The sequence below is a fragment of the Nocardia cyriacigeorgica genome (genome assembly GCF_010858045.1).
Classification (GTDB): domain Bacteria; phylum Actinomycetota; class Actinomycetes; order Mycobacteriales; family Mycobacteriaceae; genus Nocardia; species Nocardia cyriacigeorgica_E.
In genome coordinates this window covers 19,995-33,084 of the sequence record NZ_JAAGVC010000024.1, presented here as the reverse complement: position 1 = coordinate 33,084, position 13,090 = coordinate 19,995, and the positions used below count along the sequence as shown (strand labels likewise).

Sequence of the window (13,090 nt, the reverse complement as noted above, 5' to 3'; positions counted from 1 at the left end):
CGTCGCTTTACATGCCCGCGCACTCCGCGATCGGCGCGGGATAGCGGGCGAGGTCGACGCCGTGGCGCCAGGGGCGGTGGATCGCGGCGCCGGGCAGCTCGGCCAGCTCGGGTATCCAGCGCCGGACGTAATCGCCGTCGGGATCGAAGCGGGCGGCCTGCCGTAGCGGGTTGAGGGTCCGATTGGGGCGGGTGTCAGTGCCCGTGCCTGCGACCCACTGCCAGTTGAGCTGGTTGTTGGCCAGATCGCCGTCGACGAGCCAGTGCAGGAAATGGCGGGCGCCGATCCGCCAGTCGATGCGCAGTGTTGTGCTGAGGAAGCTCGCCGTGATCAGCCGCGCCCGCCCCGGTATCCAGCCCTGCGTGAGTAGCTGACGCATCCCGGCGTCGACGATCGGGAAGCCGGTGCGGCCCTGCTGCCAGGCGCGCACGGCTTCGGGGTCGGCGCGCCAGGTGATGGCGCGGGCCCGGTAGTCGGCCCAGGCGGCATCTGGTCGCGCCGCGAGTACCTGATGGTGGAAGTCCCGCCAGGCCAGTTGCCGGGCGAAGGCATAGCCACCGTCGGTGCGCAGATCGGTCGCCGACAGGATCTGGGCCGGCGACAGGCATCCGAAATGCAGGTAGGGGGACAGGTGGGAGGTGGCGTCCGCGTCGAGCGCGTCGCTGAGCCGGTCGTAGTCGCGCACAGCGCCAGAGCTCCACTGCCGCAGTAGCTTTCGGCCGGTGGTCGCGCCGCCGACGTTCAGCTGCGGGGAGCCGGGTTCTCGGCAGAGCTCTGCGACGGTCGGTAGCTGGTCGGTGGGCACATCGGGTGTCGTGAGCTGGGCGGGCGCGGAGATGGGGACGCGGCGGTGGTCGTCGATCCAATGCCGGAAATACGGGGTGAAGACCGCGAAATGATCACCGCCACCGGAGGGGCGCAAGGCGGCCGGATCCACCGCGGTCACCGATTCGCCATGGGTGTGCAGGGTGCGGGCGTCCTGATCGAGCCGGTCGCGCAGGCGCTGGGCGCGGCGCGCACTGTAGGCGCTGACGTCGGCGGCGACGTGCACATGCGCGGCCCCGATCTGCTCGGCCAGCCGCACGGTCTCGGTGACCGTATCGCCGCGGCGAATCACCAGATGGCTACCGACACGGTGCAATTCCGCGTCGAGTTCGGTGAGGGCGGCGAGCAGGAAACGTAACCGGTTGGCCGCGCCGAAACGGGTGATGATGTCCTCGTCGAGAACGAACAGCGGCACCACCGCGGACCCGGTGCGCTGGGCGGCCGCGAGGACGGGATTGTCCTCCACCCGTAGATCACGAGTGAACAAGGCGATCGAGGGGCTCGCCCCGGTGCGAGACGTGCCCGTAGACTCGGCCGGCTCGTTCATCGCAGGCACAGTGGGGCGACGTCGCTGATCCCGCCGGTGGTCGGCGAGGTCAGGTAGAGGCAGGGGCTCTGCCCGGCGGCGGTGATCGCGGCACGCACCTGATCCCAGGTCGCGGCGTCGAGGCCGGCCGCGCGGGCCAGCACGAAGCCGGACAGTCGTGTCGGATCGGTCACCAGCGCCCAGGAATAGTCCGGTGCGAGGGCGGTGACGATGTAGTTGGTGGCACCGCGCTGCTGATCCTGCCCGGGTACTCCGGGAAAGCTGACATGCAGTTGCGCATTGGTCTGCGGATCGTTGACCGTTGCCGTGCCGCGGATCTCGTTCAGCTCGCCGGTCCAGGTCACGCACGAGTTGTGCACGGAGATGTCACCGCGGGCGTCGAGCGCGTACTCGGCGGTGGTGTCGCGCGCGCAGGACAGGTTGAACGGCTGCGGTACCACGGCCAGTTGACGCCAGGTGCCGAGGTAACGCTGCACGTCGAGAGCGGGTACCGGCACCGGCCCGGCGACCTGGCTCGGTAGCGGGCCGGCCGACGCCGGTTGCGCCGGTACGGCGAGGGTCATCGCGGCCGCGAATCCGGCCAGCAGGATCGCCATCGGCGTGCGCCCGGTCGTGGTGCACGACTTCATTCGCAACTCCTCGCGTTCTGTCCTGTTCCCATCAACGCTACATGAAAAGATGCATAAACGATGCATCACGGGGACATGGCCGCGCGGCGTCGTCAGCTTGCCGCGTTCGTGGGTCCCGGTGCGCGGCTCCGGGGCCACCGCGCGGTGCGCTCCGGGCCTCGCGCGTGCGGCTCTCGGGCGGCGAGCCGCACGCGTCGTCGGGGCAGAATGATCTGCATGCTCGCCGGCTCGACTCCCGCTCCCGACTCGCCCGGTTATCCGGTGCGGGTGGTCGCCGAACGCCTCGGCATCCCGACGGCGACACTGCGCAGCTGGAACCAGCGGTACGGCATCGGGCCCGCCCGCGAGCCAGGGCGTCATCGTCTCTACAGCGAATCCGATATCGCCCTGCTGGAGCAGATGCTCGCGCTGATCCGCGCGGGCGCGAGCCCGTCGAGTGCGGCGGCCTCGATCGCGGGCAGGCGCACCGCGCCGGAGCGCGGCGGCTGGGCGGCGCTGCTAGACGCGGCCTTCGAACTCGACACCCATGCCATGGCCGATCTGCTGGCCACACACCTGGAAACCTTCGGCGTCATCGACACCTGGGAACTGCTGTGCCGCCCCGCATTCGCCGAGATCGTGGCACGTCAGCTGGGCGGCGAGGGCTGCGTCGACGTCGAGCATCTGCTGTCGTGGTCGATCACCGCCGCATTGCACACCTACCTGCCGCCCTCCGTCGGCGCGCGGCGCCCGCAGTCCGCGGTGCTGGCCTGTACCAGCGGCGAAACCCATGTGCTGCCGCTGGAAGCGCTGCGCGCCGCGCTCGCCGAACGTGGTGTGCGGGTGCGGATGCTCGGCGCGAACGTTCCGACGGCGGCGCTCACCGATACGCTCGCCCGCACCGATCGCCCGCCCGCCGTCGTGCTGTGGTCCCAGCAGGAGTCGACCGCTTTGATCTCGGCGATTCGCGCCGCGGGCGCGACCGGTGCGCGGGTATTCGTCGGCGGTCCGGGCTGGGAGTCGGCGATTCTGCCGGAATCGGCCCAGTGCCTGTCCGGACTCGCCGACGCGGTGGACCGGATCCTCGACGCGGACGCCTGAGCCGGCCTGGCCGGTTGTCCCGGTAGCGCGGGCCTCGACTTCATCCGAGAAAACGATGCATAATCGTTGCGCACCTCCCGCGGCAACGCGTGACGAATCCGGATCGAGGGACCGCGATGACAGTCGATCTCGCGCCGAACCGCACGCGGCGCCGACGATCCGGCCACGGCAGGTCGCGATGAGGCACCGGTTGACGACGGACGGCGATCGAGCGGGAACCTCACCGATCGGGTGCGGTCACTTCGTCGAGGTGGTTGCGCAGTGCCGCGATGACGCTTGTCAGCACGCGATGGGTGGTTCGGAGGTCGTCGTCGGAGAATTCGGCCAGCGCCGCCCTGGTCCGCGTGCCCACCGGAATGAAGAAGTCCTCGGCTGCGGACCGGCCCTGCTCGTCGTGGCGGAGCAGGACCTTGCGTCGGTCGGTGTCGTCGGCGTCGCGACGCAGGTGCCCGGTGTCGATCATGCGCTCGACCAGATAGGTGACGGCGGCCGAGGACATGCCCATCAGTCTGCCCAGCCGCCCCGGAGTGAGCGGGACGCCCTCGAACTCGGCGGTCGCGATGTGCAGCAAGGCCCGGAAGTCGTTGGGCCGCAGATTGTTCGACCGCGCGAAGACGTGCCCGAGCTGTTCGGAGACCGCGGTGAGCGCGCGCAGGTCGGAGCCGATCTCGGTTTCGATCGCCGGCCGCTCGGGGTCGCCTCGGTGCTTGGGCGCGCGTCGCTTCTGATCCACGGGCACAGCCTAGCCGCAGAACCTCTGTTGCTTAAATATTAAGAATCTGAGAGGGTTCGCCTGTGGATATCTGGAGCCGGTACGCCGCGACGGTCAGCTCGCGCAGGTCATGGTGGTTGCTGCTGGTGCTGGCGATTGCCGCGATCGGGGTGATCGGTGCGGTCGGGGAGAACGAGTCCGCAGGTGAAGCACCGAATTCGCTGCCCGACGGTAACCAGTCCGCGCAGATCGAACAGGCGCTGGCGCAGTTTCCCGACGCCGATTCGGCCTCGGCGGTGCTCGTGGTCTCCCGCGCCGACGGCGCCGCGCTGAGCGAGGCCGATCTGTCCGCCGCGCGTGCGGCGGTGGCGCGGGCGACGTCGGCCGAGCCGAGCGACGTCCGGCTGATCACCTCACCCGACGGCGCCGCCGCGATCGGCGGTGTCCCGGTATCCGCGCAGCTGAGCGGGTTCGCGCTCACCGACGAGATCGAACGTCTGCGTACGGTTTCCACGACCGGCCTGCCCGAGGCCCTGCAGCTCCAGGTGACCGGTGGGCCCGCGTTCGGCGCCGATATCGCCGATTCGTTCTCCGGCGCGAACGCCACCCTGCTGGCGGTGACCGCGATCGTGGTGGCCATCCTGCTGATCGTCACCTACCGGTCACCGGTGCTGTGGCTGATACCGCTGCTCGTGGTCGGCCTCGCCGATCGGGTGGCCACCAGCGTCGGCACGGCGCTCGCGCAACTGACCGGCCTCAGCTTCGACGGCTCCACCTCGGGCATCACCAGCGTGCTGGTGTTCGGGGCGGGCACCAACTACGCGCTGCTGCTGGTGTCGCGTTACCGCGATGAACTACGGCGGGAACCGGACCATCGGCGCGCGCTCAGGCAGGCGTGCCGCCGGGCCGGGCCCGCCATTCTCGCCAGCAACCTCACCGTCGTCTCCGCGCTGCTGATCTTGCTGCTGGCCTCGGTGCCGAGCACGCGCAGCCTCGGTGCGTCGGCAGCGGCCGGATTGCTGGTCGTCGTGCTGTTCGTCTTGTTCGGGCTGCCGGCCGCGCTGGCGCTGTGCGGACGAAAGGTGTTCTGGCCCTTTGTTCCGGAGGCCGGTGGTCCCGATCGCTCCGAAACCGGGGTGTGGCATTCGATCGCGACGCGGGTGGTCGAGCGCCGTGCTGTCGTGGCCACCGGCGCGACGGCGGCACTGGTGGTGTGTGCGGCCGGACTGTTCACCGTCGATATCGGGCTCTCGCAGACCGAGCAGTTCCGGGTGCAGGCCGAGTCGGTGGCCGGCTTCGACACCCTGGCCGCGCACTTTCCGGCAGGCACCGGCGATCCGGCGGTCGTCGTCGCGCGTTCGGCCGCGGCGGCGCGGGCGGAGCAGGTGCTGACGGAGACGCCTGGGGTGCAGCGGGTCACCCGAACCGGCACCGCCGATACCGGGCTGACCCGCTGGGCGGTGGTAATCGATGCGGCCCCGGAGTCCGAACGCGCCTTCGATCGGATCGAGTCGATGCGCGAACGCCTGGCCGGAATACCCGACGCCGACGCCCTCGTCGGGGGCAGCGACGCCCAGGCCCTCGATACCCGGAACGCCGCGAGCCGGGACCGCGCAGTGATCATGCCGCTCATCTTGGTGGCGGTGCTGATCATCCTGATCGGACTGCTGCGGGCGATCCCGGCGGCACTGGTGCTGGTCGCGGTGACGGTGCTGAGCGCGCTCGCCGCGCTCGGACTCGGCAGCTGGGCAAGCGTGCACCTGTTCGGATTTCCCGCCATCGACACCAATGTGCCGCTGTTCGCCTTCCTGTTCCTGGTGGCGCTCGGCGTGGACTACTCCATCTTCCTGGTGGTCCGCGCTCGCGAAGAGACGCCAGGGCACGGGACGACACAGGGGATCGTGCGTGCGGTCTCGACCACCGGCACGGTCATCACCAGCGCCGGGCTCGTGCTGGCGGCCGTGTTCTGTGTGCTCGGCGTGCTGCCGCTGATCACCCTCACCCAGCTCGGCATCGTGGTGGGTCTCGGCATCCTGCTCGACACCTTCATCGTGCGCACGATCATCATCCCGGCCGTCTTCGCCACAATCGGGGACCGCATCTGGTGGCCGAGCATGCCGGGAGAGGCCCGGAAAGCAAGAAACCCGCGCCGCGGCGCGGGTTTCTGGGCTGAACGCTCCTAGATGGCGCGGACGCTCTGGGCCTGCGGGCCCTTCTGGCCCTGCCCGACCTCGAACTCGACCCGCTGGCCCTCTTCGAGGGACTTGTAGCCGGAGCCGGAAATCTCGGAGTAATGGACGAAAACGTCGGGACCGCCGTCATCTTGCGCGATGAACCCGAAGCCCTTTTCGCCGTTGAACCACTTCACACTGCCTTGCGACATACTTTGTTTTTGCTTCCTGTTGCGAGCCGAGCGATCACGTGAACAACCCGTACTCGTCACCCAGCATGGCACAGCTGCCGAGGACGCCGCGCGGCGGCACGGTCGAACAGCCTCGACTGTGCCGTCGCGACATCACGCCGTGACGTGTTCGAGCTCGGTGAGCCCGGTCTCGAGATGCGCAAGTAGCCGTTGCAGATGCGGCACGCTGCGCCGGCAGCCGACGATGCCGAAGTCGAGGTTGCCGGCATTGGAGGACAGGGTGATGTTGAGTGCTTGCCCGTCCAGCACGATCGACATCGGGTAGCTGCCGTCCATCCGCGCCCCGCAGTAGTACATGGGTTGCTCGGGGCCGGGCACGTTCGAGATGACGATATTGAACGGCGGGCGCGTCATCGAGACGAAACCGGGCAGGCTCGCCAGCCCCAGCGGCGACATCATCACCGCCGACACCGCCAAGGCCTGGATTCTCGGCATCTCCGCGAACAGCCGTTTGCCTTCCCGCATCGAGGCGCTGATGATCTCCAGGCGCTCGGCCGCGTCGGCGCTGTGCGTCGCGAGATTGCACAAGATGGTTCCGACGATGTTTCCACCGCTGTCGGCTTCGCTCTCGGTCCGCAGCGACACCGGAACCATGGCGATCAGCGGGGTATCGGGGAGTGCGTTGTGTTCCAGCAGATAGGTGCGCAACGCGGCCGAACACATCGCCAGCACAACATCATTGACGGTCGCCCCGGTCGCGGCCTTGATCGCGCGGATCCGGTCCAGCGGCCACGATTGGGCGGCGCATCGCCTGGCACCGCCGATGCGCACATTGAAGAGGGTGTCTGGTGCGGCGAACGGGAGCGTGAGCTGCTGGTCGGTGAGCGCCGAGCGAATCAGCGACACGGTCGACGGCGCGAGCTTCCCGATCGTCCGGGCGGCGTCGGTGGCGCGGGAACGGCCGCCGGACGAGCCGGACCGCGAACGCCTCGGCAGGTTCCACGGCGTCCGGATCTCGGTGTCCGAGGAGTCCGTGGTGAGGGTACGCCGCAGCAGTCGCTGGGCCGCGACGCCGTCGATCAACGCGTGGTGCACCTTGGTGTAGACGGCGAATCTGCCGTCGTCGAGCCCTTCGATGAGATGCTGTTCCCACAGCGGCCGATGCCGGTCGAGCAGCCCACTGTGCAAACGCGAGGTCATCGCCAGCAATTCACGCACCCGGCCGGGAGAGGCGAGGGCCGCCCGCTGCACGTGATAGTCGAGGTCCACTTCGTCGTCGTGGGTCCAGGCCAGGCTCGAGATGCCGCCGAGGATCCGGCCCGGACGTTTGCGGAACGTCGGATCGGTCACCGGCGAGTCGACGAGCCGCTGATGGATCGACCGGGCGAAATCCGGCCCTGCGCCTTCCGGCGGCTCGAACAGCTGGAGCGAGGCCACGTGCATGGGGTGCTCGCGCGATTCGTTCAGCAGGAAGATCGCGTCGGTCGGTGCGATCAGGTCGATCATCGCGGCTCCTCACTACCTCCGGGCGCGGCGCGACGCGCGCCGATCACCCGGCTTTCGCTTGCCTGGACCTGTCTTCGGATGCCGGTGCGGCGGCCGCACGGACGATGGGGGTGAGCAGCCGGGCAAGAATCAGCTGGTCGCGTGGCAGCTTGGTGGCCTCGGGTAGCCAGTTGTGCACGAAGCCGACGGCCAGCTCATTGTCGGGATCGACCCATCCGCCGGATCCGACGAGTCCGATATGGCCGAATCCGCCCGGTGCGCCAGGAATAGGCCATGAGTGATAGCCGAGACGCCAGCCCATCGGCAGCAGCAGGTTGCGGTCCGGCAGGTAGGTCTGGATCCGCGAGGCCGCGCGGACCCGTCGCCGCGACAGCAGTGCGTTGTCGGTGGCGAGCAGGTTGTAGACCGCCGCGACCGCACGCGCGGTGAACACGCCGTTGGCGGCTGGCATTTCGCTGCGCAGGATGGGCGCCTCGGGCCCGGCGGCGAGATCGGCGATGCCCGCGGCGTAGATCGATCGGATGAATCCTGTTCCCGGGCCGATGAATCGGGTGGTGGTCCGCAGGATCTGCTCGGCGTTCGGGAGGCCGAGCGGCAGCGACGAGCCGGACAGCGTCGCCACGGAGACATCACTGCTCGCGGGCGGCGCTCCCAGGTGCAACCCGTCGATGCCGAGCGGTTCGGCCAATTCGGTGCGGTACAGCTCGGCCATTCCCTTGCCGGTCACGGCGCGCGCGATGCCTGCGACCAGCCAGCCGTAGGTGATCGCGTGGTAGGCGGGCAGGCCACGGAACCGATCGGGCCGTGCGGCGGCGAGACGCTCCTCCATCGCGAGGTGGTCGAGCATCTCGGTGGTGTTCCTGGCCAAGGGGCCGATGCGGGAAAGCCCGGCGCGATGGCTGAGTACTTCCGCGACGGTAATGGCTTTCTTGCCGTTGGCGGCGAATTCGGGCCAGTACTCCGCGACCGGGGCGCGATAGTCGATCAGGCCGCGCGCGGCCAAGCGGTGCACAACGGTCGCGGTGATGCCCTTGGTGGTCGACCACGAGACGGCGCCGGTATTCTTCTGCCATTCGTTGCCGTCGGCATCCGCGATTCCGGTCCAGATGTCCACCACGGGAATTCCGCGATGGTAGACCGCCAGCGCACCGCCCCCGCGGCCCCCGGCGAACAACCGCGCGAATGCGGTGACCGCTCTGCGGTATCCAGGGTCGGCCGCGCCGCGAACGGTGGAGCCGCCTGAGATGGGTCGAATGGGTTCGAGCATTGTTCGCATCCTTCGGGTCATACCGCCGCACGCAGCCGTGAGACAGCAGTACCCATCTACGATACTGGACATCGTTCAGGACACGGCGGCCTGTGTGTGTCATCGGAGCGTCGGCGCGGCGCGGCCCGGAGATCGGTCGATCGGCCGAGGCCGGGTGCCGGTGGCTGGGTGAGGCTCCATGCCGGTTGTATTACAACCGGGCCGCCGCACCACCGAATCCGTGCCCTTGCCGCGCTCGGGCTGTAGGGTCTGGTCCGCCTCAGATCGACCGCGAGGTCGATGACCGACGACCAGACAGGGGAGTCCCGGGTGATTGCCATGGACCAGAGTTTGCGGACCGAACAGCGTGGTGACGGGACCTGGCGAGCCTGGTATGTGGACTCGGAATGGATGGCGGACGGGTTCTCCAAGCAGGAAGCCGTCGCGGCGGCTCAGCGGTTGCGCCGCGGCGACAGCGGATCCTGAGCCGACGCGCACATCTTTTTTGGTCATATCGCCAGCGGTTGATCCGCTGACGCTGTGAGTGTGTCCAGACTGCGCCGCACAGCACCGAACTCGCGTGCCTGCCCGGTTATCTTCGGCCGGACCACTGCACGGCGAGAGGCGTATCCGGATGACGACTGGCACCGAAACGAAGCTGGACCGATTGCGCGAGGTGCTGGCCGTCGCGGCGGAGCCGGCGGGTGCGGCCGGGATCGCCAAACGTGCGCAGAAGGGCATCCCCAGCGTGCGGTCCAGGGTGCAGGCGCTGCTGGATCCGGGGACCTTCACCGAGATCGGCGGGCTGGTACGTAATCCGCGTGACCCCGACGCCATGTACGGCGACGGCGTGGTGACCGGCCACGGCCGCATCGACGGCAGGCCCGTGGTGGTGATCGCGCACGACCAGACCGTGTACGGCGGTTCGGTCGGTGAGATGTTCGGACGCAAGCTCACCCACATCTTGCGCTTCGCCTTCGAGAAGGCCTGCCCGGTGGTGACGATCAACGATTCCGGCGGGGCGCGGATCCAGGACGCGGTCGCCTCCCTGGCCTGGTTCGCCCATATGAGCCGCTGCCAGGAACGGCTGTCCGGTTTCGTGCCGCAGGTGTCGATCATGCTGGGCAAATGCGCGGCGGGTGCGGTGTACGGGCCGATCAATACCGATGTGCTGGTGGCGACGCCGAAGGCGCATATGTTCGTCACCGGTCCCGAGGTGATCAAGGCGGTCACCGGTGAGGATGTCACCGCGGAGGAACTCGGTGGTGCGCAGGTGCAGGCCCGCAACGGCGTCATCCACCAGGTGTGCGAGACCGAGCAGGACGCCTTCGACTGGGCGCGTAAGTATCTGAGCTATCTGCCGTCGAGCTGTGTGGAGCAGCCGCCGATCGTCAACCCCGGTCTCGAGCCCGGGATCACCATGCATGACCTCGAATTGGAGTCGATCATTCCGGACTCCGATCGCGAGGGTTACGACATGCACGAGATCCTGCTGCGGATCTTCGACGACGGTGATTTCCACGAGATCCGGGCGGCCCACGCCCCGAACCTGATCACCGGTTTCGCCCGGGTCGACGGCCGCCCGGTGGGGGTGCTGGCGAATCAGCCGCTGGTGCTCGGTGGTGCGCTGGATGCGAACTGCTCGGACAAGGCCACCTACTTCATCCGGTTGTGCGATGCGTTCGGGCTGCCGCTGATCTTCGTGGTGGATACGCCGGGGATCCTGCCCGGCGTCGAGGAGGAACGCAACGGCGTCATCATCCGGGGTGGCCGGGTGCCGCGCGCGATCATCGAGGCGACCGTGCCGATCATCAATCTGGTCGTGCGCAAGGTGTACGGCGGCGCGTACGGGTTCATGGCGTGCAAGCAGCTCGGCGCCGATGTCAGCTTCGCCTGGCCGACCGCCCGCATCGCGGTGATCGGTGCCGAGGGCGCCGTCGACATCGCCGGGCGCCGGCAATTGCAACAGGTGCCGCCCGAACAGCGGGCTGCGGTGCGCGAGTTCATGATCGAGCAGTACAACGCCACCGTCGCGACGCCGTGGGTGGCCGCCGAGCGCGGCTACATCGACGCCGTCATCGAACCGTCCACCACCCGCCTGGAGTTGCGGCACGCACTGCGCCTGCTCCAGGACAAGGCCGCGGCGGCGGAGTTCAACCCGCGCAAGCACAGCTTGTATCCGATGTGAAGACACGGCCGCTCGTGCGGCCAGTTCAGGAAGTACGTCATGGCCGGATTCGGGCATCGAACGGTGACGGTCGTGGCCGCCCTGCTATCCGGTGCGGCCGCGGTGGTCCCAGCGAGCGCCACGGCCGCGCCCCTCGATCCCATCGCGGTCCTGTGCACAGGCAGCGCGGATGGTTCCGGCGGGACCTGCGGGCGGTGGACCGGGTCGAGCCACTACGAGACCGGGGCGGATGCTCGTCGGCCGGTCGGTGAGGGTCGTGCCGTAGGTGGCGTCTGGCCTGACCAGTCGCGGTGCCTGCTGGCTCGACCAGCGCAATCGCGTCGTGAATGCCGTTGGGCCGACAGTGGATCCTGCGATGCGCTGAAATGCCCTGGAACGTAGCGGCCTTTCCGTAGCCAGCAGATCGTGTTTGCTGGAAATCGCACCCGTGGCACCGCCCGGGGATGGGCTGCCGTCGATCGCAACGTGCCACGGATATGGGTATGCCCACCGAGCGGGCAGGGCCTGAGCCGCTCGATGGGCATCCGCCGGCCGTCGGACGGAACCGGCGCGGGTCACCGGTTTCGGGCGCGGGCGGCGGCCGGGCTCCCACCGGACCGGCCGGAGTCGGTGTCGATCCGGTCCGGTGGGTGCCGGTCTAGGGGGTGGTCAGAGTTGTCCGCCGCCGCCGATGAGCCAGGGGTTGAAGGTGCATTGCAGTTGCGGGAACTGCACCGGGTCCAGGGCATTGAGCGCGATGGACAGCGCGCGGGGGGAATACATCATGGTCAGGTGGTCGGAGATGTCTTGTTCGCAACCGTCCTGCAGGGTGATGTTGCGGACGGTGGCACCCGGACCCGGCTTCAGGAACGTCAGATCGTAGGGGTTGGTGATCTCGTCGTAGCGGGAACCCACGATCGTGTAATCCACCCCCGCCACGGTGTCACCACCTGCGTTGAGTTGGTTGACGAAGTCCGAACCGATGGTCTGCTGGATCCCGGCATGCCCGACGAAGATCTCGATGAACCCGAGAATATCGATGCCCAGGTTGTTGATCGCACGCCCCAGCGCACCGATCCCGTCCAGGCTGGTGCCGTGATGGGTGGCGCCATAGGTGATCAGGTTCTTCACCTTCGCCGCACCGCCTTCGAACTTGGTGTACCAGTTCGACATCGACCCACCCTGCGAGTGCGCCACGATATCGACCTCGGAGGCACCGGTGGCGGCCAGCACCCGATCGACGAACACCGCCAACTGCTTGGCCGAGTCCTGGATATACCCGGTGCCCATCACCCCGGGCAGCACCGACCCCAGGCCACCACCCTCGAGCAGGTTCGACCGCCCGTAGTTGAAGGTGAAGGTGCAGAACCCGGCATCCTTGATCGGCTGCCCCATGTAGGCGTAGCCGTTGTAGGCGTTCATCCAGGTGCCATGGATCAACAACACCGGCCGCGGATGCTCGGGCGTCGGCTTGCAATTCCAGTCATTGGCCCCCGGCGGCGCCGCATCACCATTGGCCAGCCCATAGGCGAATGCCGCCAGCCACGACGTCTGCGCCGGACCCCACCCGACCGTGTCGGAGGCATACCCACCCGAAGACCCCGAACTACTCCCGGACCCGCCGTAACAATCACCGGAACCATTACCCGAACCCGCACCCGACCCGGAATCACACGCCGACCCCGAACTCGACCCCGAATCAGCCACCGGCCCCGCCACCGACCGACCCGCCGCAATATAATCGGCCAAATCCTGCTCCGTCGGCGCAGCCGCAGCCTGACCACCCACCGTGGTCAACGCGAGCACCGCCGCACTCACCACCACCACCGAACGCCACAACCGGCCAGAGGTACTTCGTCTCATCACGTGCCTTCCTGAACAACGCTGCCGCCGCGAATTCAACGGCATCGAAACTGCGCCAACGGTATTTGCGGAATCGGCGCCATCTCGGGAAGAAGCGTGGTCTCTGGAAACTTCACGAAAAACGTTCACCGGCATTCGGCACAGGGGACAGTC

General features: G+C 68.3%; 11 protein-coding genes. 4 read left to right on the top strand and 7 right to left on the bottom strand.

Annotated elements, in window-relative coordinates:
* Positions 1 to 7: 7 nt before the first annotated feature.
* Both GV790_RS19445 and GV790_RS19440 read right to left on the bottom strand, forming a co-directional pair.
* Positions 8 to 1,372 (bottom strand): cryptochrome/photolyase family protein, encoded by a 1,365-nt coding sequence (locus GV790_RS19445; protein WP_163814757.1) that lies wholly within the window; start codon positions 1,370 to 1,372, stop codon positions 8 to 10.
* Positions 1,369 to 2,001: a lipocalin family protein gene (locus tag GV790_RS19440; RefSeq protein ID WP_256673401.1), complete on the bottom strand. Its 633-nt coding sequence runs from the start codon at positions 1,999 to 2,001 to the stop codon at positions 1,369 to 1,371. Before GV790_RS19440 ends, GV790_RS19445 begins: the two co-directional genes overlap by 4 nt.
* 216 nt (positions 2,002 to 2,217) lie before the next feature.
* Here GV790_RS19440 and GV790_RS19435 point away from each other — a divergent pair, with 216 nt between their 5' ends.
* Positions 2,218 to 3,081: a MerR family transcriptional regulator gene (locus GV790_RS19435; protein ID WP_163814756.1), complete on the top strand. Its 864-nt coding sequence runs from the start codon at positions 2,218 to 2,220 to the stop codon at positions 3,079 to 3,081.
* A gap of 220 nt (positions 3,082 to 3,301) precedes the next feature.
* On the opposite strand, the gene GV790_RS19430 is transcribed toward GV790_RS19435, so the two are convergent.
* Positions 3,302 to 3,814, bottom strand: coding sequence for a MarR family winged helix-turn-helix transcriptional regulator (locus GV790_RS19430; protein ID WP_163814755.1), 513 nt, complete (start codon positions 3,812 to 3,814; stop codon positions 3,302 to 3,304).
* Positions 3,815 to 3,876: 62 nt separating this feature from the next.
* Here GV790_RS19430 and GV790_RS19425 point away from each other — a divergent pair, with 62 nt between their 5' ends.
* Positions 3,877 to 5,976, top strand: a complete 2,100-nt coding sequence (locus tag GV790_RS19425; protein ID WP_175585947.1) for an MMPL family transporter — start codon at positions 3,877 to 3,879, stop codon at positions 5,974 to 5,976.
* On the opposite strand, the gene GV790_RS19420 is transcribed toward GV790_RS19425, so the two are convergent.
* The 3 genes from GV790_RS19420 to GV790_RS19410 form a co-directional block, all read right to left on the bottom strand.
* Entirely contained in the window at positions 5,973 to 6,176 is a 204-nt protein-coding gene (locus GV790_RS19420; RefSeq protein ID WP_163814754.1) for a cold-shock protein, read from the bottom strand. The two genes, GV790_RS19425 and GV790_RS19420, sit on opposite strands and share 4 nt — an antisense overlap.
* Positions 6,177 to 6,308: 132 nt before the next feature.
* Positions 6,309 to 7,658 carry a WS/DGAT/MGAT family O-acyltransferase gene (locus GV790_RS19415; protein WP_163814782.1) on the bottom strand — a complete coding sequence of 450 codons (1,350 nt, stop codon included), beginning with the start codon at positions 7,656 to 7,658 and terminating at the stop codon, positions 6,309 to 6,311.
* Between the two features lie 46 nt (positions 7,659 to 7,704).
* The gene (locus tag GV790_RS19410) at positions 7,705 to 8,928 is read right to left on the bottom strand and encodes a serine hydrolase domain-containing protein (protein WP_163814753.1); all 1,224 of its coding nucleotides are present in this window, start codon (positions 8,926 to 8,928) and stop codon (positions 7,705 to 7,707) included.
* A 318-nt stretch (positions 8,929 to 9,246) separates the two neighbouring features.
* Here GV790_RS19410 and GV790_RS19405 point away from each other — a divergent pair, with 318 nt between their 5' ends.
* Together GV790_RS19405 and GV790_RS19400 are read left to right on the top strand one after the other, a co-directional pair.
* Positions 9,247 to 9,393, top strand: a complete 147-nt coding sequence (locus tag GV790_RS19405) for a hypothetical protein (protein ID WP_163814752.1) — start codon at positions 9,247 to 9,249, stop codon at positions 9,391 to 9,393.
* Positions 9,394 to 9,541: 148 nt separating this feature from the next.
* Positions 9,542 to 11,095, top strand: coding sequence for an acyl-CoA carboxylase subunit beta (locus tag GV790_RS19400; RefSeq protein WP_163814751.1), 1,554 nt, complete (start codon positions 9,542 to 9,544; stop codon positions 11,093 to 11,095).
* Between the two features lie 648 nt (positions 11,096 to 11,743).
* On the opposite strand, the gene GV790_RS19395 is transcribed toward GV790_RS19400, so the two are convergent.
* Positions 11,744 to 12,937, bottom strand: a complete 1,194-nt coding sequence (locus GV790_RS19395; RefSeq protein ID WP_163814750.1) for an esterase/lipase family protein — start codon at positions 12,935 to 12,937, stop codon at positions 11,744 to 11,746.
* Positions 12,938 to 13,090 lie beyond the last annotated feature (153 nt).

What these genes read in the sequence shown, in the direction of transcription:
- GV790_RS19405 (WP_163814752.1), top strand. Translation starts at nt 9,247, where the DNA reads ATGGACCAGAGTTTGCGGACCGAACAGCGTGGTGACGGGACCTGGCGA.
- GV790_RS19395 (WP_163814750.1), bottom strand. Translation starts at nt 12,937, where the DNA reads ATGAGACGAAGTACCTCTGGCCGGTTGTGGCGTTCGGTGGTGGTGGTG.
- GV790_RS19435 (WP_163814756.1), top strand. Translation starts at nt 2,218, where the DNA reads ATGCTCGCCGGCTCGACTCCCGCTCCCGACTCGCCCGGTTATCCGGTG.
- GV790_RS19410 (WP_163814753.1), bottom strand. Translation starts at nt 8,928, where the DNA reads ATGCTCGAACCCATTCGACCCATCTCAGGCGGCTCCACCGTTCGCGGC.
- GV790_RS19440 (WP_256673401.1), bottom strand. Translation starts at nt 2,001, where the DNA reads ATGAAGTCGTGCACCACGACCGGGCGCACGCCGATGGCGATCCTGCTG.
- GV790_RS19445 (WP_163814757.1), bottom strand. Translation starts at nt 1,372, where the DNA reads ATGAACGAGCCGGCCGAGTCTACGGGCACGTCTCGCACCGGGGCGAGC.
- GV790_RS19420 (WP_163814754.1), bottom strand. Translation starts at nt 6,176, where the DNA reads ATGTCGCAAGGCAGTGTGAAGTGGTTCAACGGCGAAAAGGGCTTCGGG.
- GV790_RS19400 (WP_163814751.1), top strand. Translation starts at nt 9,542, where the DNA reads ATGACGACTGGCACCGAAACGAAGCTGGACCGATTGCGCGAGGTGCTG.